17 protein-coding genes are annotated in these 19,171 nt (G+C 64.4%); 4 read left to right on the forward strand and 13 right to left on the reverse strand.

Going from position 1 to position 19,171, the window contains the following annotated elements; genetic code table 11:
• The 3 genes from Q0982_RS10265 to dusA form a co-directional block, all read left to right on the forward strand.
• Positions 1-1,294: hypothetical protein (locus Q0982_RS10265; RefSeq protein WP_299394995.1), on the forward strand; the 1,294-nt coding region annotated here is incomplete at its 5' end.
• Between the two features lie 67 nt (positions 1,295-1,361).
• A complete protein-coding gene (locus tag Q0982_RS10270; RefSeq protein WP_299394998.1) occupies positions 1,362-1,841 on the forward strand; it encodes a type III secretion system chaperone in 480 nt (159 codons plus the stop codon).
• Between the two features lie 435 nt (positions 1,842-2,276).
• On the forward strand, positions 2,277-3,272 hold the full coding sequence (gene dusA / locus Q0982_RS10275; protein ID WP_322096998.1) for a tRNA dihydrouridine(20/20a) synthase DusA: 996 nt from the start codon (positions 2,277-2,279) through the stop codon (positions 3,270-3,272).
• Between the two features lie 27 nt (positions 3,273-3,299).
• Here the strand turns inward: dusA and Q0982_RS10280 are convergent, their stop codons facing one another.
• The 4 genes from Q0982_RS10280 to Q0982_RS10295 form a co-directional block, all read right to left on the reverse strand.
• Positions 3,300-3,668, reverse strand: coding sequence for an SPW repeat protein (locus tag Q0982_RS10280; protein WP_299395003.1), 369 nt, complete (start codon positions 3,666-3,668; stop codon positions 3,300-3,302).
• 224 nt (positions 3,669-3,892) lie between these two features.
• Positions 3,893-5,098, reverse strand: a complete 1,206-nt coding sequence (locus Q0982_RS10285; RefSeq protein ID WP_299395005.1) for a hypothetical protein — start codon at positions 5,096-5,098, stop codon at positions 3,893-3,895.
• Positions 5,099-5,127: 29 nt separating this feature from the next.
• Entirely contained in the window at positions 5,128-5,985 is an 858-nt protein-coding gene (locus Q0982_RS10290; RefSeq protein WP_299395007.1) for an outer membrane lipoprotein-sorting protein, read from the reverse strand.
• Entirely contained in the window at positions 5,945-8,368 is a 2,424-nt protein-coding gene (locus Q0982_RS10295) for an RND family transporter (protein ID WP_299395010.1), read from the reverse strand. Before Q0982_RS10295 ends, Q0982_RS10290 begins: the two co-directional genes overlap by 41 nt.
• A gap of 134 nt (positions 8,369-8,502) precedes the next feature.
• Between Q0982_RS10295 and Q0982_RS10300 the strand changes: the two genes are divergently transcribed.
• A complete protein-coding gene (locus tag Q0982_RS10300; RefSeq protein ID WP_299395012.1) occupies positions 8,503-9,174 on the forward strand; it encodes a TetR/AcrR family transcriptional regulator in 672 nt (223 codons plus the stop codon).
• A gap of 7 nt (positions 9,175-9,181) precedes the next feature.
• On the opposite strand, the gene Q0982_RS10305 is transcribed toward Q0982_RS10300, so the two are convergent.
• The 9 genes from Q0982_RS10305 to Q0982_RS10345 all read right to left on the reverse strand — a co-directional run bounded on the left by Q0982_RS10305 (position 9,182) and on the right by Q0982_RS10345 (position 19,138).
• Positions 9,182-10,195, reverse strand: coding sequence for a DUF3179 domain-containing protein (locus Q0982_RS10305; RefSeq protein ID WP_299395015.1), 1,014 nt, complete (start codon positions 10,193-10,195; stop codon positions 9,182-9,184).
• Between the two features lie 95 nt (positions 10,196-10,290).
• Positions 10,291-11,655, reverse strand: coding sequence for a 3-deoxy-D-manno-octulosonic acid transferase (locus Q0982_RS10310; protein ID WP_299395018.1), 1,365 nt, complete (start codon positions 11,653-11,655; stop codon positions 10,291-10,293).
• 29 nt (positions 11,656-11,684) lie between these two features.
• A complete protein-coding gene (locus Q0982_RS10315; protein ID WP_299395020.1) occupies positions 11,685-12,611 on the reverse strand; it encodes an NAD-dependent epimerase/dehydratase family protein in 927 nt (308 codons plus the stop codon).
• A 3-nt stretch (positions 12,612-12,614) separates the two neighbouring features.
• Positions 12,615-13,391 carry a glycosyltransferase family 2 protein gene (locus tag Q0982_RS10320; protein ID WP_299395022.1) on the reverse strand — a complete coding sequence of 259 codons (777 nt, stop codon included), beginning with the start codon at positions 13,389-13,391 and terminating at the stop codon, positions 12,615-12,617.
• A complete protein-coding gene (locus tag Q0982_RS10325; protein WP_299395024.1) occupies positions 13,388-14,596 on the reverse strand; it encodes a glycosyltransferase in 1,209 nt (402 codons plus the stop codon). The genes Q0982_RS10320 and Q0982_RS10325 overlap by 4 nt, the downstream gene beginning before the upstream one ends.
• Positions 14,593-15,759, reverse strand: a complete 1,167-nt coding sequence (locus tag Q0982_RS10330) for a glycosyltransferase (RefSeq protein ID WP_299395025.1) — start codon at positions 15,757-15,759, stop codon at positions 14,593-14,595. Before Q0982_RS10330 ends, Q0982_RS10325 begins: the two co-directional genes overlap by 4 nt.
• A 17-nt stretch (positions 15,760-15,776) precedes the next feature.
• Entirely contained in the window at positions 15,777-16,769 is a 993-nt protein-coding gene (locus tag Q0982_RS10335; RefSeq protein ID WP_299395026.1) for a class I SAM-dependent methyltransferase, read from the reverse strand.
• 409 nt (positions 16,770-17,178) lie between these two features.
• Entirely contained in the window at positions 17,179-18,024 is an 846-nt protein-coding gene (locus Q0982_RS10340) for a bifunctional 2-polyprenyl-6-hydroxyphenol methylase/3-demethylubiquinol 3-O-methyltransferase UbiG (RefSeq protein ID WP_299395027.1), read from the reverse strand.
• A gap of 415 nt (positions 18,025-18,439) precedes the next feature.
• A complete protein-coding gene (locus Q0982_RS10345; protein ID WP_299395029.1) occupies positions 18,440-19,138 on the reverse strand; it encodes a PIG-L deacetylase family protein in 699 nt (232 codons plus the stop codon).
• Between the last annotated feature and the right edge of the window lie 33 nt (positions 19,139-19,171).

Consider the following 19,171-nt stretch of genomic DNA (forward strand, 5'->3'; position numbering starts at 1 on the left):
GCAGCACAAGAAGCGGGGAGGCCTCGAGGAGAGCGAAATCTACCGCGCCAATGTCATGGCAATGAAAGAGCTGGCGCCGCGGGTTCGGGGCTTCGATCCGAAGAATCTCAAGGCGGGGAATAGCACCATCAATCGCCTTGTGATGTGGTGGAAGGAAGAGACGGCGCAGGATGTGGCCAAGCAAGTCCTTGATGAGAAGGGCGCGGAGATGGCGGACCGCTTCGCCAGCGTCTGGCGGCACTTATCGATGCTCAATGCCCTTGCCGAGTCGAATCAGGACCTGACGCAGGATCTCAATGATCTGCCCAGACAATTGGCCACATTGCGGACCAACGTGCGGAGGTATCTGCAGGACCAGTATGTCGCACTGGCAATCCTGAAGCAGTTCAAAGTGTGGGGCGATCTAAAGAACGGGTCCGGCGGCCCAATGGCGGACTTCGATCTGAAGCACGAAGAAACCTTGAGAAAGGTGCAAAGAAGCCTGGACAGCTGGGGGCTGCCGGACGCTTGGACGGGCTTTGCCGCGCGGAATCCGGCGATTGTGGAGAATGGAATTACCACAAAGGTGTTGCAGAATTGGCGGTCGGAAGCATCCGGCCCCGGAGCGGAACTGCGGTCCGAGTTCGACCAGTTGAACAGGGCTTTGGATGACTTCGAGCAGCTTATCAAAGTTGTCGCGGACGCCCAGAAGACCATGGCGGGCACGCCGCTTGATCGCCGGAATGTCGAACAGTACGGCGCGCAACAGGTTGAAGCCAAGCTGCTCTCGCTGCTGCCGCAGAAGGCCGGTCATCATTACCGCAGGATGCTGAACAGCGCGGCAGAGTGGCACGAGCACACGGATTGGACGGGCCCCGAGGCTAGAGAAATGCACGAGATGACACCGGCTGCTTTCCTTCGGGCACTTCGGGTGGGGCTGGTTACCTTCAGCCAGAAAATCGAAAGCACCGAAAGCGGGAAGCGCCTTAAGGACGAGGCGCGGGAGAATGATAGGAAGTGGATCAACGAAAAGCTTCTGCCCTTGCTCGATCAGGTCGAGACGTTCGACAACGATGTCAAATCAGGCTTGGCGCCCGAGGGTTATCTGAGGGAGTTGGGCAATAAAATCATAGCGGCAGCCGAAGCATTGCATCCGGATAAGTCCGACGGCAAGAGGCATCGCTTCAAGTCCAAGGGACCAGCGAAACACCGCTATCGTGTGCCCAGCGAGCACTTCCTCAACAAGATCGACACTGACTTGCACGCCGCCCTGCCGGTCATGGTCAGGTCGCAGCTTGCACAGCACGGCCGGTGATCGGTGTCGAGCCTCCACGATTCCGGCCGCAGGCACTTTGTGTCTGCGGCATTGAAGGGAAGTCACTATGAAGACCTACCGTGACGATCTGGTCGAACATGTCCAAGAGGAACTGGCGTTGCTCGGCCACAGCCTGGACATCGACTTCGATCTGGACGAGGAGGGCGCCTGCTTCTTCGAGCATGACGAAGGCTGGCGCCTGGCGGTCATGCTGGCCGGCGAAGACCAGGTTGTGGCGGTGGTCTCGGTGCTGTCCCAGATCGAGGCGCCGTCTGCCGAGACCTTGGCCAATACCTTGATCGCATTCAACTGGTTGGGTGGCCGCACCGACGGTGCGACGCTGTCGTGGAACCCCATGAGCCGGAGCTTCGTGCTGTGGCGCTCGCTGGATGCGGAGGCGCTGACGGCGGCGGGGCTCAACGCAACCCTGCTGCGGCTGATCGCCTCGGCGGCTGAACTGCAGCCCGCCCTGCAGGCCCAACTCGTCGCAACGGATGCGCCGGCGGATGCCGCCGGACCGGCGCCGGCCTTCAACCAGCGTGTATAGATCCGGGCCGGAGCAAGGGCGTTAGCGCGCTGCGCACCTTGCGGCGCCACTTCTGATCGGATGGCTTCGCGCCCAAAGATCGCAGATCCCAAAGGCTAAGGGTGACCTGACGTTTCAAGTCGGTGTCGAACCCGCTTCGAGGTGTAAGCTCAGATCGGGTTCGGCACTGAGGTGCATGGCCTTGGGCCGCACTGTATGCTTCAAGGCTGTCAACGGTTGCGCCGACGTCAGCGCGACACCCCAAGCCTGTGGTTGGGCTGGTCACATGAACGCGCGCACAGCGTTGCCTGAGGTTCCCGACATCCGATGCACTCCGTTTCGGTGCGCGCGCCCCGTGTGCACAGGGAGATCAAAAAAGGTCCAAACCTGTGCAGATTGGGCTATTTTGAGATGCACGCGTTCACCGTCCAGTCCCTTGAAGGATACCATAAATACTTGAAAAATATAGAGCATTTGTTGTCCGTGGCGCCGATGATGGACTGGACGGACCGCCATGAGCGGGCCTTTCTGCGTACCATCAGCCGCCGCACCCTGCTCTACACCGAGATGGTGACGACCGGGGCCATCCTGCACGGCAACCGCGACCGCTTCCTGGCCTACGACGATTGCGAGCACCCGGTGGCCCTGCAGCTCGGCGGTTCGGAGCCGGCGGACCTTGCCACCTGCGCGCGCGAAGGCGCGGCGCGTGGTTACGACGAGATCAATCTCAACCTCGGCTGCCCCAGCGACCGTGTGCAGCGCGGGCGCTTCGGCGCCTGCCTGATGACCGAGCCGGGGTTGGTGGCCGACTGTGTCGCCGCCATGATCGATGCCGTCGACGCGCCGGTCACCGTCAAGACCCGCATCGGCGTCGACGACCAGGATTCCTATGCCGCGCTCACGGCCTTCGTGGCCCGGGTGGCGGCGGCCGGCTGCCGAAGCTTCACCATCCATGCCCGCAAGGCCTGGCTGAGCGGGCTCAGTCCCAAGCAGAACCGCGAGGTGCCACCGCTGCGCTACGACGTGGTCTACGCGCTGAAGCGGGACTTTCCGGAGCTCGAAGTCATCCTAAACGGCGGCGTGATGACCTTGGACGAGGCGGAGGCGCATCTGGCCGAGGTCGACGGCGTGATGATCGGGCGGGCCGCCTATCAGTCTCCCTACATCCTCGCGGAGGCCGACCGGCGCTTTTTCGGCGAAGCCGGCGAGCCCCTGAGCCGCGAGGAGATCGTCGAGGCCTACCTTCCCTATGTGGAGGCCCGCCTGTCCGAAGGGGTGCCGCTGAAATCCATGACCCGGCATATGCTGGGCCTGTTCAACGGCCTGCCCGGTGCGCGCGCCTGGCGGCGCCACCTCTCCGAGGCGGCGCATCAGCCGGACGCAGGCCCCGAGGTTCTGCTGGCGGCACTGGACCGGCGCCGCGGCTCCGCCGAGGGGCGGCGTGCGGCCTAGCGTTTCTTCTGGAGCGGCGTTCCCGGCTCAGTCCGCCAGGCTCCTTTTGCGGTCCTGCCAGAGTTCCAAGAGGGCCAGAGCGGCTACGGCACCGCCAAGCACGATATGCACGGTGCGAAGCGCGCCGCCGTACGCGAGCACGAAGGGGGCTGCGACAATCCAGAGGCCGCAGACTAGTTCAAAAGCCTCTTCCCAGCGCTGCAGAGACATGAGCTCCAGCAGGGCCACCATGGTGATGAGCACGCCAACAAGGCCGGTGCTGATTGCGACGGCCACGCTGGCTTCCGTACCGACAAGAATCGGCGAGAGGACGATCAGGAGGCCCAGGCCGGCCGAGCAGAAGTCCTCCCAGCCGCGATGCTCGGTGATCCAGGATTTCTTGACTGAGGCGTTCATGACAACTCCTCCTTCCAAGCTGTAAGGCTACAGCCCGAGCGCCCATGAGGAGTCTGCGCTGTCAGTGCCACAAGCCCCCCGATCGGGCGCCTAGGCATCTGTTTGTCAAAGAGTTTAACCGGGCTGAAGGCCGCCAACAAGCCTGACCGCAGCGCGTCGCTCTGGTCTGCGGCGCCCGAGTCGACTGCGTCTCTGCGCCGGCTCCAACGGGGCAGGGCCCTGCATCAGAAGAACCAGGAGAGTCTGACCTCGAGGAAGCTGTCCTTTTCGAAGCCGCTCAGGAGACCGTTCTCGTCGATGTTGTCGAAAAGCTGGCCTTCGATTTCGAGATTCAGATTATCGCTGAGGCGTCGCTCGAACTCGACGCTGAAGATGCGCTCTTCCTGATCGGCATCCAGGATCACGCCGGCCAACAGCTCGGTATCCTCGACATCGTTCAGCGCCAGTCGGGCGCCGAGAAAGAGATCGTCTTCGAAGGGCGTTGCCGGCGTCTCGTCGTCACGGCCGTCGTGCAGGTATTCGGCCAGCAGGCCAAGATCCGCGGGGCTTTCGAAGATACCGAAGAGCGTGTATTCGAACCCCCCGACGGCGGCGAAGAAGCGGTCGCCGTCATGACCGTCGCGGGTCAGTGCCTCCAGCTTCAGCAGCCAGGGGCCGGTGGTGTACTGGGCGTCCAGGCTGGTCTGATGGATCAGGTCGTAGCGCTGCTGGAGTGAGAGGTTCCCGTCGCCATCGGCCCGCGGGATCAGCCTTGGCTCCCGACTGGTGCCGTAGAAGTGTGCGAGGCCGATGTCCCAGCCGCCGAAAGTCTGGGAGTAGCGCAGGGCGAAATCGACGTTCCATTCCTCCAGGCCGGACTCGTAGGAGGCATCGTCGTCGTCGATCGGCAGGGGGCCGCGCAGGCGCGCGTCGTTATCGGGAAAGGTGCGCTCGCGAAAGCCCGGCAGAACGAAGAAACTGAGCGTGCCCCAGTCCCGCAGCAGATTCAGGTTGAGCATCGGCTGGCCCAGCTTGTCTTCCTGGTCTGGGCTTTCCACCAGGTCGGTCTGGTTGACGATGTCGACCAGATGGCGGGACTCGACCACGCCCCAGAAGACCTTGCTGATGCCGACCACCGTGTCCCAGTCATCCTCGGCGTGGTACCAGCTCAGCTCGCGGATGTCGGCGTGGGTGCGGTTGTCGTCGTCGGCATCGATGCGCAGGAAAGGGATGAAGGTGATGCGGTCATCGCGGCGGTTCCAGCGGTAGCGCAGCTCCGGCTGCAGGACCAGCGAGGGTGAGATGTGGCTGTCGTTCTGCTCCGGAGACTTGGCACCCTCCGGAAAGCCGCGCACTTCGCCGGCGACAAAGCCGGAGAAATCGAAGTCCTGACTTGAGGCGGGCTGCGGGACTGCAAGACCAAACAAGAGAGAGGCGGTGAGAAGGCCCACCGCCCCCGGTCTTTCCAAACGCGGCATGCTCAGCGCAGCCGCTTCAGGCGGTTGGGGTTGAAGTCGCGCTCGTTGACGCCAACCCGGAACTCCCACGCGTCGAAGGTCAGCCGAGTCGTCTTGCCGGTCTGATGATTCACCATGTACTGGTCGTCCGCCCGCCAGTACTGGTCCAGGTACTGGTTGTACTGACGGAGAGTCAGGGTCTTCAGCAGGGAATCCTTGCGGTCGTAGAAGTCGATTCTGATCGGCCGGTACTCTTGCTGATCGATCCAGGTCACCTGGCGCGTGTAGCCGGAGTTTTCGTAGCGCGGAAAGCGCTCGATGACGAAGCAGTCCAGGCCTTGCGCCGCCTCGCCGCAGGGCTCGTCGCGCAGCCAGCGGTAGCTGTACTTGTCGACCTCCTGCGACAGCAGGTCCTCGTAGGCGAATTCGCTGCCGACGAAGGGCCCGGATTTGTTGGCTGAGGAAATGCGCTTCACCCGCTTGAGGGCCGGCAGGTAGAGCCATTGGTCGTCCGGGTCCAGGATCTTGGTGAAACTGAGGAAGGCCGTGCCCTCGATGTCGCGCGGGTGATCGAAGACGACCAGCGACTTGTCACCCTCCGAACGTTCGGGAATCTCCAGTGTCTGAATACGCAACTCGCGGGTGCTGCTTTGGCCCTGCTTGTTGGTCAGGACCATCTTCAGGGTCGAGGCGGAGTCGCCGAAACCCAGGTCCCGTCGATCCACTTCCTCGGCGATGGCCAGGCCCTTCTCCTCGGGCGTCTCAGCCTGGGCCGGTGTGCCGGCCGCTACCAGCAACAGCAACGCGGGCCCCAGCACCGGGGCAGCCAAGAGCGTCTTGCTAGTCACCGGCCTGGGGAAGCGCTGAGGGTTGATCGGCATGCTTTTTCTCCTTGTCGATCGCAAGCAAGAGAGGGGGAAGGAGCAGGAAGTCGGCCACAAGGGCGGCGAAGATCGCCAGTGCCGTCAGGAGGCCGAGGCTCTGGTTGAGCTGAAAGGCGGAGAGTGCGAGCACGGCAAAGCCGGCGACCAGAACGGCGGAGGTCACCGAGAGCGCGCGACCGACGGTGGCGAAGGCGTAGCGCACGGCATCCTCCGGGCTGGCCCCTCTCTCCCGGCGCGCGCGCAGGTATTTGCTGAGGAAGTGCACAGAATCATCGACGATGATGCCCAGACTCGTCGCGGCGACGACGGAAGAAGCCAGCCCGATTTCCCCCACCAGCAGGCCCCAGAAGCCGAAGGCCATGACCGCCGGGATCACATTGGGCACGATGCTCAGCAGGCCGACCTTGAGGCTGCGCAGGAAGACGATCAGCGAGAAGGAGATGAGGACCAGGGCCAGGCCGGTGCCGAGGAGCATGGACTGGATGTTGCGCTCGGAGATGTAGGCGAACATGACGAAGGGGCTGGTGGCCTCGGTGGCGGAGGCCGGAATGTTGTCGGTGATCCAGGCCTCCGAGTCCTGCTTCAAGGTCCGCGCTTCGCGGGTGGTGATGTTCTCCAGCGTGGCGATGAATCGCAGCGAGGACTTGTCGACATTGATCTGGTTGTTGAGGTCGAGCCCGTAGGGCAGCGACATCTCGAACAGCAGCAGATACTGCGCCGCCAGGTCGCGCTCGTCCGGCAGACGGTACCACTCCGGATCGTCGGCATGCATGTTCTTGTTCAGGCGCCGGAAGATGTCGGTGATGGTCTGCACGTGAACGACCCCCGGTTGCTCGCGCAGCCAGTCGGAGAAGGCGTCGACCTTGGCCAGATAGTCGGGTTCGCTGATCCCACCCTCTGCTGCGGCGGGCAGGGAGAATTCGATCTGGTAGATGCCCGAGAGGTTCTCCATGGCGAAGTCGGTGTCGGCGCGGAAGGGGATGCTGGGGTCGAAGTAGTTGACGAACTGGTCGTTCAACTCGATCCGCGGGATCCAGACCGCCAGGGCGATCACCAGGGCAGACATGCCGTACAGCAGGAACTGGCGCCGCCGCAGCACGAACTCCGCGAGCGTCTGCATCACGTCGCTGTCTGCTTTCTTCTGCTGCTTGACGCGCAGGGGCACCACCGCCAGGAAGGCCGGCAGGAAGGTGACGGAATAGACAAAGGCGGCCAAAACGCCGATGGCCGTGATGTTGCCGAGGTCGCGGAAAGGCGGCGCGTCGCTGAAGTTCAGCGAGAGAAAGCCGATCGCCGTGGTCAACGAGGTCAGAAAGACCGGGTTGAAGTTCACCCGCAGGGACTCGACAATGGCCTCCTGCTTGCTGGCGCCGTGGCGCATGGCGTGCAGCAGGGTCACCAGCAGGTGGATGCTGTCCGCCACCGCCAGGGTCAGGATGATGGTCGGCGCGGTGGAGGAAGGGGGCGTCAGATTGATCCCCAGCCAACCGGTGAGGCCCATGGCGGTGCCGGCGGAAAGCCCGATCACAAGAACCGTCACCACCGTGCCGGCCACCGAGCGCAGGAAAATCAGCAGGCCGGCGATGATGATGCCGTACATGATGGGGATCAGGGTCGAGAGGTCGACGAAGCTGGCTTCGCTGAAGGCATTGTTCAGCGCCACCAGACCGGTGGTCGCCACGGTGATCTCCGGGTTTGCCGCCTCGAAGGCGGCGACGATCTCACGGGCTGCGGCCATGGCGGTCGGCACCTCCGCCTCGCTTTCGCCGGGCAGTGTGAGCGTCACGTTGACCCCCGTGGTCCGCCCGTCCGGCGAGATCAGGCGGTCCAGCAGGAGCGGCTCGCTCAGCGCAACGGCGCGGATCGCGGCGATGCGTTCGGGCGTCAGGTCGCCTCGCTGGGGGACAAGGTCTTCGACCGTAAGGTCGTCGCCTTCCGCATAGCTGTGCTGGAAGTTGGTGATCGAGTCGACGCGGCGGGAGTAGGGTAGCTGCCAGGACCGTTCCGTCAGGTCCTGGACCGCCCGCAAGGTCTTCTCGGTGAAGACCTCACCCGCCTTGGGCTGTAGGACGAAGAGGATGTTGTCGTCCTTGGTGTAGACCTGCTGCATCGCCTCAAAGGCGTTGAGCTGGGGATTCTCCTTGCTGAAGAAGACCCGGTAATCGGTGGAAAAGCCCAGAAACTGGCCGCCGCTGGCAAAGCCGGCCGCGGCGGCGAGGCAGAGCAGAATGACCAGCCAGCGAAAACGGATCATGAGCCAGGCATAGGGCACGATCCAGCGGTCGGCCCCGTTTCCGGGGCCCCGGGGGCCGGCGCTCATTGCCGGGTCCGCGCCCGGCAGAGATCCGTCCTCTGCCTTGGTTTCTCTGGGGTCTGCCATGATTGCCGTCCTGTCGTCGCCTGCCTGGGTGCGATTGTGCTAGCCTCAGGGGGCTGCTATAGAAGTAAACTACACTGTGCAGTTTACCCAAGCAGTTTACAGAGGAATCTGAACCCAAAGTCAAGCCGCCGGTCATGTCGCAATCGATTACTGATGACAGCCTCCTGACGGAATCGCCGGAAGAGGCGCTGAAAACCAAGGCCCAGAACGCGCCATCGCCGAAGCAGCAGGCGATCGTGGCGGCGGCGGCTGAGCTGTTCCTGCATCAGGGTTACGGCGCCGTCTCGATGGATGCCATAGCCGCCAAGGCCGAGGTCTCGAAGCGGACGGTCTACAGCCACTTCCCGGGCAAGGATGCGCTCTTTGCCGCGGTCATGATGGATCACTGCGATAGCGTTGCCGGCATCGGCCATCTGGAACTCGATGCTGCCGGCGACCCCTATGAGGTGCTCATCGACCTGGGATGCCGCTTCTTGCCCCTGGTCACCTCGGCGGAGGCCGTTGCGCTTTTCCGCATCGTGGTGGCGGAGGCCGGGCGCTTCCCCGAACTGGGCCAGACGTTCTTCCACTGCGGACCGCTGCGCTGGGTGGCGACGGTTGCGCCCTACCTGGCAGAGCAGCATCGGAAGGGGCGGCTGGAGCTACCGGACGCCGAAGCCGCTGCCGCCCAGTTCATGAACATGCTGAAGGACCCGCTGCATATGCGGTCCGTTCTCGGTGTTCAACAGCAGGTGACCGAGGCGGAGATCGAGGCGCATGTGAGGCGCTCGGTGGAGGACTTTCTCAAGCTCCACCAGCCGGCCTGAAGGCAGGCTATTTCACGATTTCGGAGTCCGGCCGGAAGGCATGGAAAACGAAGGCGAAGGTGACGTCGTAGGCGACATCGACCATGCCTTCTGCCGCCGCGCGCTGCACGGTCACGTTGCCGACGTCCCGGCCCTCGTCGATGGCCCGAGTGTCGAGGGCGGAGGTCTGCCCGGGCTCCCAGTTCAGAACCAGGTCGCCGTCTTCGATGGTGCCTTTCTCCCGCAACAGGGCCAGGCTCCAGGCCCTGTCGCCAACCGCCACCACCCGTTGCATGGGTTCGATCCCCTCCGGCATCTCGCCGTCATAAAGAAAGGGCTCGAAGGCGCTGTCGTAACCGACGTAGGGGTTGGCGCCGTAGGGGCGCAGGCCCGGGTTGTTGGGGATCAGCACCTGCCCCTCGGGGAAGCGCGCCGCGAAACGCTCCCAGGACTCCAGGCGTGCCGGCACGATCGTCAGGCGCGTGCCAGTGCGCTCCCCGACAATGGCCTCGCCCAGAAACTGCTGCCACCAGCTTTCCGTGCTGCGGTCGTACATGACCAGGTCGGAGTTGCGCAGCTTGCCGGTGGTGCCGAACTCAGTCACCTCGCCGGCTACGGTGCGCTCGAAGACGATGGCCGAGTTGCACAGCGGGCAGTAGGTCACGGAAACCGGTACGCCGCCGACGGTGTCGTTGACGATCTCGTGCCAGGTGAGAATGCGGAGAGGATAGGCCCGCGCATCGCCGTTGATGGAAAGGCCGATCACCGGTTCGGTGGCGCTGAGGTCCGCGACCTCGGCGACCGTCTTGAAGACCGGATTGTCGATGGAGGGAATGCCGTCTTTCGGCGGCCCGCCGCTGCGGATTTCGTCGAAACCGACCGAAGTCGTCGCGAAATCGGTCTGCGGCCACTCCCGTGACCAGCGGTCCGGGTTGGCCGAAGCGCCGCCGCCGTCAAATGCGGGGGTGCTGGCGAAAAGCACCGCGGCGAGGCCCAGGGCAGTCAGGCGGCGCCGGGTCGGTGAGGCGGCTGGCGTAGACATGGCCCCGATCATGGCGGCGTCAGCGCCATGGGGGCCAATCAATTTTCTTTGATGAAGAGGGGGAAGAGGAGGGAAGCGGCGGAGGCGGGCCCGGTCTAGTGTCGGGCGGCCGCCCGGTCCAGAACCGGCGCCAGCGCCGCGACCACACGGTCGAGGACACCGGCCTGGGCGCCGGCGTAACGCCCCGCAGCGGCGGCCAGGGCCTGCCGGGCAGCGGAGTCCTCCAGCAGTCTTTCCACGGCGGCTTCCAACTGTGCGGCGTCGGCGACCCGGCGGAGGGCACCGGCGGCCAGCATGTCTTCGGCCAGCAGGCTGAAGTTGGTGGTGTGGGGGCCGGTCAGAACGGCGCAGCCCAGCTTGGCCGGCTCCAGCAGGTTGTGGCCGCCGGTCGGCACCAGGGAGCCGCCCAGAAAGACCACTGCGGCCAGGCGCAGCCAGAGACCCATTTCGCCCATGGTATCGGCCAGATAGATCTCGGTGGATGCGGCGATGGCCTCATCGCGGCTGCGCTGGGCCACAGACAGCCCCTTTGCTTCCAGGGCGCTGCGCACGGCGGCGGCGCGGTTGGGGTGGCGGGGCACCAGCAGCGTGAGCAGACCCGCATGCCGGTCGCTCAGAGCCTTGTGGATGGTGCCGGCGACCTCCTCCTCGCCTTCGTGGGTGGAGGCTGCCAGCCAGACCGGCCGCCCGCCGATTGCGGCGCGCAGGTCTGCCAACGACGCGGGATCGGCGGAGAGGGCGGGGGCGGCGGCTTTCAGATCACCGGGGCAGAAGGCCTCCTCTGCGCCGAGGTCCTGCAGGTGTGCGAGATCGCGCGGCGAGCGCGCCATGATCAGACTGAAACACCGCAGCAGTTCGGCGATCAGCGGTCGTGCCCGCCGCCAGGACCGGTGGGAGGCCGGTGAGACCCGTCCATTCAACAGCACCAGTTCGGTGCCGGCTGCGGCGGATCTGCGGATCAGGTTGGGCCAGAACTCGGACTCCACCATCAGGCCGAGGGCCGGGCGCCAATGGTCGAGAAAACGGTCGACGGCTGCCGGGAGGTCGACCGGCACGAACTGGTGGATTACCCCCGCCGGCAGCCGCTCGCGCATCAGCTTTGCCGAGGTGACCGTTCCGCTGGTCATCAGGAGGTTTAACGCCGGGCGCTCGGCCCGCAGCCGCTCGATCAGCGGCAGCAGCGAGACGGCTTCGCCGACGCTCGCGGCATGCAGCCAGACCAGCGGACCTTCCGGCCGGGCGAGGCCTGGCGCACCGAGACGTTCGCCGACCCGCAAGGGATCCTCCCGTCCCCGCGCCACACGCCGCCGCAGCAGTCCGCGCACCAAAGGGGCAGCCAGGGTTCCCAGGAGAGCGTAGCTGCCATAGATGGCGCGGGCGCCGAAAGCTCCCAGCGTGCGGCCGGACCCTTTGCCCTCTCCCGGCCCGGAGGCGCTTCTTGCGTCCCGTCTTTCCGCCACGGTGTTCGCGTCTGCTCTGTTCTCTTTGCTCAGGGCCTGTCCGGTCCTTCGGCCAGGCTTGCTGCCAGGGCTTCCTCTACACCGAAGGGCGGCGTCCAACCAAGAGCTTCGCAGGCCGGGCGGTTGTCAATGGCAAGAGATTCGGTGAGGGCCGTGATGGCGCTGCGGCGGTTCAGCAGAGCTCCGGCGAGGCGGAGAAGCGCGGGCGGGCAGGGCCAAAGGCGCACGCGCTGTCCCATGGCGTGGCCCATGGCGCGCAGCAGGTCGGGGGTTGAGAAATCGGCACCATCGCAGACGGCCAGCGGTGCGGCGGGCGGCGGATCGATGGCCAGTGCCGCTTCAATGGCACTGGTCAGGTTGTCGAGGTAGATCAGGCTGCGCCGGTTGGCGATGCCTGCGAGCGGCAAGGGGAGACCCTTTGCCAGCAGCCTAGCGAGGCGGGTGAAGTTGCCGGGTGCATTGGGTCCGTAGACCAGGGGCGGGCGCAACACGATCAGGGCCATAGGGCCACCGGCGGTTACCGTCTGAAGCGCGGCTTCCGCTTCCAGCTTGCTGAGTTGATAGGGTGTTGCCGCGTCGGGTTTCTCGGAGGCCTGGGCAGCGCCGATCGAACTCAGATAAATCAGCCGCTTTACGCCTGCCGTCAGCGCCTGGCGGGCCAGTGCCGCACTCCCCTCCACGTTGACGCGACGAAAAGCGGACAAGGGGTCTGCCGCCTCCTCGCGCAGCACATGCACGCGCGCGGCGCAGTGGATCACCGCCTGACAGTCTGCCAAGGCGCCCGTCCAGTCAGTACTGCCGCCCAGGCTGTCGACGAGGGCGCGCTCCACGCCCTCCGGCAGCTTCACCTCCGGCCGCCGCAGCGTCCCCCGGACCGCCCAGCCGGCGGCCAGCAACCTGCGGCAGACAGCGGCGGCGATGAAGCCGTTTGCGCCGGTGACGAGAACCCGCGCCACGCTCTAGAAGACCAACCGCTTCAGCACAGCCCGCGTGCCGTAGTGGAGCATGCACCAGCTTGCATGGAGGAGTCCGAGCTTCTCGACCTTGCGGTAAACCGACCATGTCCAGGCGGCAGAGCGCTTGGGTTTGCTGGACAGAGAACCCTGCACGACGCGGTAGCGGGCCAGATCCTCCTGCAAGCCGTAGGCAACGAAGCCGCGCTTCAGGATCGACAGCCAGAGGATGAAATCATCACGGCGTGCCTCGGTCATGCGGATCGGACCGGTCCGGTCTGTGTCGACCATGCCGGTCAGGGTCGCAATGGCCGTGTTTTTCAGAAGCTGTGTGTAGGTCAGCCGCTCGGGCACCGTGATCAGCCGGCCGAGCTGCCGGCCATCCTCGTTGATGCGCCGAAACGCGGTGTAGGAGACGGCGCAGTCCCTCTGGCGCATGAAGGCAACCTGCCGTTCCAGTTTCTCCGGCATCCAGAGGTCGTCGCTGTCGAGAAAGGCGATGAAGCGGCCCTTTGCCTTTTCGAGGGCGACGTTGCGCGCCGCGGCAACGCCCCCGTTGCGCGGCAGGGTGACGAGCTTGACGCGCGGATCGGCGGCAGCGCAGGTCCCGACGATCGCCGCCGTGTTGTCGCCGGAGTCATCGTCGGCGACCAGCATCTCCCAGTCTTGCAGTGTCTGATCTTGGACCGACGCGATGGTCTCGCCGATAAAGGCTTCGGCGTTGTAGGCTGCCGTGATGACCGATACGAGCGGTCTGGCCTGGGGGGCGGACCCGGTGTTCATGCCGTATGGCCGCTCTTTGTTGCCAGCTTGGCGGACCAGACGTCGCGCCGCTGCTGCATCAGGCGGTCGGCATTGAAGCCTTCAACGATACGGGCCTGGGCTGCTGCGCCGATCCTGGAAACCGCCGAGTCGTCGCTCAGAACCTGGCCAAGCCGCTGTGCGGTGCCGGCGATGTCGCCCGGTTCGGCCAGCAACCCGGTCTCGCCGTCCTTGATCAATTCCTCAATGCCGGGAGACCGGCCGGTGACGCAGAGACAGCGATGCAGCATCGCTTCCTTGATCGCGTTCGGCAGCCGCTCGGAGCGGCTTTGCGACATGGTTACGACCGCCTCGGCACGGGCCAGGTGGTCGAAGACGGCGTCATGGCTGACATGACCGGCGAAGGTGACGGTCTCGCCCAGACCAAGGTCTGCGGCAAGGCGCTTCAGGTTCCCCGCCTCCGGCCCGTCGCCGAGGATCAGGAGGCGGGCCTCCGGCATCATGCCCCGCAGCTTTGCGAAGATATGAACCACCTCGGCCGTGTGCTTCTGCGGGACCAGTCTTTCCGCCACGGCGATCAGCCCGCGGACCTTCCGCGGCTGCGGCAACGGCGCGGGGACCTCGACACCGCGGTAGGAGACGGTGATGTCCTCGCTTTCGAGGCCGAGCGCCGCAATGGCCGGCAGGTTGGCTTTGGCATGGGTGACGACACAGTCGGCCTGCCGTGCCAGCAGGCCGCTCAGAGGAAACCTGCGCTCAAGGTCGTAGGCCCCCAGAAACTGGCTGACGACGATCTGCGGATGCCGGCGGTGGACGAGCAGGCCGATCAGACTGGGGTAATGACCCCAGAACAGATGCAGGACGTCGGGCTTCAGCCGCTCGACGCTCTTGAGCAGGATCAGGCTGCGTGGCACCAAAGCCAGCGCTTTTGCCAGATGCCGGGGCTGGTTCCAGCAATGACGGCAAACCGTTGCGACAAGGAAGCCGGCATCGCGCGGTCGGGACAACGCAAGCCAGATGCCCCTTAGCGTCGCTGTCGCCGAGCCACTGTCGATGTCCAGATCTGCAAGCTGGCGCGCGGCGAGGGTTTTCTCTGCACCCGGTGGCGCTGCGCGGTAGCTGAGAACAGACAAGGTTTCGCCGAGGCGCTGCAGCGCGCGAAGCTCGACCGCGGCGAAGGTCTCCGACGCCACGGGGAACTGCATGGTGACATAGGCGATTTTCACGGCCGCCGCTTGTAGCCGAGACTGACGTTTTTGTGCAAGGGCCGGGCGTCCGAGACAAGGGTCAGGAGCGCGTTTTCGAAGCGGTTCCGCACAGCGGTTGCGTCATAGGCCGCGGGCAGCAGGCTTGACCGCAGGCCGATCTCCTGGCGCGCACTGCAGCCCTGCATAGCTGCGATGAAAGAGGTCGGCTCATTCTCCGAGAAGCCTGCGAGGGTGACGGCCTCAGGTGCCGCTTCTGCCAGCTCTGCAATCCCTCCCGATTCGGGTGTCGCGATCACCGGTGTTCCGCAGGCCAGCGCCTCCAGCGCGACGTTCGGCAAGCCTTCCCAGCGCGAGGGGATGACGCAAGCGTCGGCGCCGGCCAGGGCGGCCGGAAGGGTGTCGCTGAAACCGGCGAGCGTTACGCGGTCCTGCAACGCCAGGGCGCTGATCTGCGCTTCCAAGACAGCCCGATCCGGCCCCTCGCCATAGACTGTCAGGCGGCAGTCCGCGGGAAGAGCGGGAAAAGACCCGATCAGACGGTCGAAGCCCTTTTGGCGGTGCAGGCGCCCGGCGGCGACGAAGCGCAGGCCCGGACCGGCATCACGACGAGGCCGGGCAGCCGCTGCGCGCAGGTTTTCCAGCGGAACCGGGTTTGGCAGGGAGACGATCTTGTCAGCCGGCACGCCGAAACGATCCCGCATCTCCCGTTCTGTCAGCCTGTGCTGGCAGAACAGCAGGTCGGTGCGCGGATAGAGCAGGCGATAGGCCCAGGCCATAAGCCGGGCGTAGCGCCGGTTCGGCAGGCTTTGGGAGGGGGTGTTGGATTCGCGCAGCGCCAGCCGGGTCTCTCGCGGCAGCAAGGGCCGCGCGGCCAGCAGCGCCATGTTGAGGTAGCCCTGCGTGGCGAAGACGACCGAGGGGTTCAAGTGCCTGACCAGGCCGATGAGTTTCGGCAGGGCGCGCCGCAGGCGACCCTCGCCGAGCTCATGCAGCTGCACGTCGTTCGCCACCAGCCCCCGTAGCGGCCCGGATGCGCTAAGGACCGCGAGATGGGGGGCAAAGCGCTGGCGATCGATCTCCGCCAGGAGCGTGAGGGCAACGCGTTCGGCGCCGCCGCCGGCGAAGTTCGGCAGTACAAACAGCAGCTTCGCGCGCTTGTCCGCCTTGCCCGTGACCACCATGGAGGCCCCGCCTGTCTTCAGGCCCGCAGTTCCCGCAGCCAGTCGCGCGCGCGCTTGACGTGCACCAGCAGGTTCTGCTTGGGGCTGCCGGGAAAGCCCGCCGCGGTGAAGAGCTCCGGATAGCTGAGATAGATGTGGCCACGCGCCAGGCCGCCGATTTTGTCCTGCTGAAACGGGGTCATGGGCAGCGCCTTCATGGCAGCGATCGCTTCGCGTTTGGCGCCGCAGTCATAGAGGTGCAGTGCGCGCCCGGGCTCCAGGCGCTCTCGAGCCTTTTCCGGGAGCGGCGCGAGGATCTGCTGCCAGGCGGAGTTGACCTGTTCGACGGTCCAGCGGTTGAGCTGCCAGTCGCTCGGCTTCTCGGAAACCAGGTCGACAGGTGCGGTCACCCGGAAAGCGACCGTGGAACCGTCCAGAACGACATGAATCAGCTCCAGGCAGTCACGCAGGCTGTACATGCAGGCAGCCAGGGCATAGGCCGGGAAGTACTGATAGTCCTGGATGGCAATGATCGAGCGGCCCGGAATCAGCGACGGGCCGAACACCTCCAAGCAACGCGTAATCTCGGTGAGCTTCTTCGGAGCATCCAGAAACAGAACCTCGACGGGCTGCCCGGTCCAGGCGATGTTTGCGATGCGCGTACGGTGGGCGCTGACCAGGTCGCTGTAGTCTGCCAGGTTGGCTTCGAAGTAAGCCTGGAAATTGTCACCTGGCCTGAGTGGCAGGTCCGACTTCTGCGGGTCGCTGGGACCCCAGGCAAATCCGTCGAAGCAGTGAAGGTTCTCTTGGCTTCCAGTCCGACGCAGTCCGGCTGCGAGATGCATGGTGCTGCGCCCGAGCCAGGAGCCGATCTCTACGAGCTCACCTTCCCCGGAAAGCTGGGAGGACGCCAGCCAATAGAGATACCGACCTTCCGATGCCGAAGTCATACCCGGCACTTCGCGCAACGGCGGAAGCTCCACGTCGCTGAAGTCCGAAACCAGCACTGGGTTTCTCTGATCCTCATCCACTTTGAAACTCTTCATAGTCGTTTGGCCCGCTTCTACCAGTATGCCCTGAGACATTCCATAATAGTTGATCTAAATCCTCCAAGGGGTCCACTGCCAGTTTTGCCAAGGCGCCTCTAGCGCTTGCTGTGCAGGTATACCCTTCGCCTGGCAACAAGCAATCGCAGCTTGACGGTCCTTCTCCATCGCAACAGCATCTTCGACCTCAACGCTGAGCGCGATCCGAGATTTGTGACGCAGGAAAGGCAGACAGCCCGGCCGGATTCGAGACTCTTGCAGATAACTTATCGTCTGCGTCCGTACCAGTTGATACCTGTTTTCTCGCGGCGGCGTCAGTACCCGGCCGGCTGGCGTTCAGGAGCGGGAAACAGGCGAGACAACCCGCCGAACTCGGGCACTTGGAATGACAAGATCACTTGTAGGCGGCTACAGAGACGCCGGGCATAAGGTAGCGTAACCCGCCTCTGCGCCATGCAAGGGGCGCAAACTGCATGAACGCTTCGATGCTCCGAAAAACTGCGGTTGGTACCTTTATGAGACGGCCGCGTCCGAACCAATAGGACTCAACGCGCGTGAAGCCTATGGTCCGAAGCTGCGTCACCAGTTCGCCGTAGGTCCATTCCTTGAGATGAAAGCACACCGCGTTCCTGGAAAAGTATCGTGACACGTCATGAGGTCCGGTGAGCCGATGGGGCGTTCGGAGCATGTAGACGCCACCCGACTTCAACAGTCGATGGACGAGACGGAAATGGTTAGCCGTATCCTGCGGATGCAGGTGCTCGATCAACTGGTCGCTAAAAGCTGTGTCGATCGAGCCGTCCTCCAGGGCCACGTCGTAACCGTTATAGACGATCAGTTCGAAGTTATCTGGTCGCTTGACACCCAGACCGATTTGGTCGGCGATGTCAATCGCGTAGACTTGCCGGGCATGGCGAGTCATCTCAAAGGAGAACCGGCAGTCGCCAGGACCAAATTCAAGAAAGCTGCCATCCGGTTTGAGGAACGGGCGCGCGAGAGCGAGTTTCAGCTGGTTCATCCTCTTCGTTGCCGCCGCATCCGCACGCCGTGTCAGACGTGGATGATCGGGAACCTGCGCGAAGAGCTCATCGTACATCTTCCCGTAGATCTCCTTGCGCGCGTGGCGATCCGCCGCTTTCAAGCGGTCGGCAATTGCACGCTCGACATTGAAGTGGTGCAGGACGCCTTCGTAGGTTCTGTTCGGGGGTATGGGCATCATTGGGCGCGGGTTGGATGGCATGACTCTAAAGACCTCATTTCCGACCAAGGCGTATCCTGGCTGCTGTGGCACCGGCAATCTCGATCCATCGCGCGTCGCAGTGAAGTGAATCCCCGTGGCGGCGGTGAAGCCGATACGGTGTTGGGTATCCGCTTCTGCTCCAACTACCCAAGGTGATCGACCGGGCCAAACCCCCGGCGTCGGCGCGCTGCGTCACCTTTCTGTAGGTATTTCCTCTGCCCGTGGCAAGGTTCGAATCTCGGCGCCGCCTGAAAACTCTTTGGCGCGCTTCGCAGTCAGAAAGACTCTGTTCTTGAAGACCGGTGCGAAGAGAAAGAAGAGCCGGCAGGCGTCCCGCCGTTCGATTGAGTTCTCGTTCACTCGACTTGTGCTCTTAAGTTCGGTCGCGTCGGCTGCTGACTGGGGCTGACGTCGGCTAAAAGCGCAGCTGGCGGCAGACGCTGAACCCTTCTGCTGCTTCGAAGCCTACGCAGCCGCCGCGAAACCGTGCCAGGTACTCGACATTCTCGATGGAGCGAGAATGGGGAAAGGGGCGCATTTCCCTGTGGTAGCACTCCAGGGCTTTGCGTTTGCTGTCCAGGTAGCGGCTGACATCGACGAAGTGGCAGGGAATGAAGGGTCGGCCGATTTCCGGCGTAGACCACTCGCTGGCGGAAAGGGTCTCGAAAGCGTAGATCGCCTCGACCCTTGCTCCGGGAAGGGGGCGGCAGGCTGTGAGCACGGCCTGGTGGGTCAGACGGTGATCGAGATTGAGATCGCCGCCATGGTGCGTGTAGATGATGGCCGGATCGACCTCCTTCACCGCCGCTTCGACATGCTTGATGATATCGAGCAGATCGAGCTGGTCCATGCGGTTGTCGGGCAGGCCGGCAAAGCGCGGCGGCTGGGTTCCCAGGCAGTCTGCCGCCGCCCGCGCAGCCTGTTTCAGCGCGTCGATTGCCTCGCCGTGGGCATTGCGGTCGCGCTGTTCGCCGCGCGAGGTCGAACCCTCGGCCAGGATCAGCACGTGGACCTTGTCCCCTTCGTCCGCATGCCGTGCCGCGGTTCCGCCGACCCCGAGAACCTCGTCGTCGGGATGCGCGGCCACGATCAGAATGTCCTTGCCTGAAGCCACAGGTTCTACCTTTCCGAATGCATCTCTCGGGCG

It is taken from the genome of Pelagibius sp., assembly GCF_028281305.1.
GTDB lineage: Bacteria > Pseudomonadota > Alphaproteobacteria > Kiloniellales > Kiloniellaceae > Pelagibius.

Bases quoted from the DNA above. Each gene is read 5' to 3' on its own strand.
- Q0982_RS10280 (WP_299395003.1), bottom strand. From the start codon at position 3,668: ATGAACGCCTCAGTCAAGAAATCCTGGATCACCGAGCATCGCGGCTGG.
- Q0982_RS10270 (WP_299394998.1), top strand. From the start codon at position 1,362: ATGAAGACCTACCGTGACGATCTGGTCGAACATGTCCAAGAGGAACTG.
- Q0982_RS10340 (WP_299395027.1), bottom strand. From the start codon at position 18,024: ATGCCATCCAACCCGCGCCCAATGATGCCCATACCCCCGAACAGAACC.
- Q0982_RS10305 (WP_299395015.1), bottom strand. From the start codon at position 10,195: ATGTCTACGCCAGCCGCCTCACCGACCCGGCGCCGCCTGACTGCCCTG.
- Q0982_RS10290 (WP_299395007.1), bottom strand. From the start codon at position 5,985: ATGCCGATCAACCCTCAGCGCTTCCCCAGGCCGGTGACTAGCAAGACG.
- Q0982_RS10330 (WP_299395025.1), bottom strand. From the start codon at position 15,759: ATGGTGGTCACGGGCAAGGCGGACAAGCGCGCGAAGCTGCTGTTTGTA.
- Q0982_RS10300 (WP_299395012.1), top strand. From the start codon at position 8,503: ATGTCGCAATCGATTACTGATGACAGCCTCCTGACGGAATCGCCGGAA.
- Q0982_RS10295 (WP_299395010.1), bottom strand. From the start codon at position 8,368: ATGGCAGACCCCAGAGAAACCAAGGCAGAGGACGGATCTCTGCCGGGC.
- Q0982_RS10320 (WP_299395022.1), bottom strand. From the start codon at position 13,391: ATGAACACCGGGTCCGCCCCCCAGGCCAGACCGCTCGTATCGGTCATC.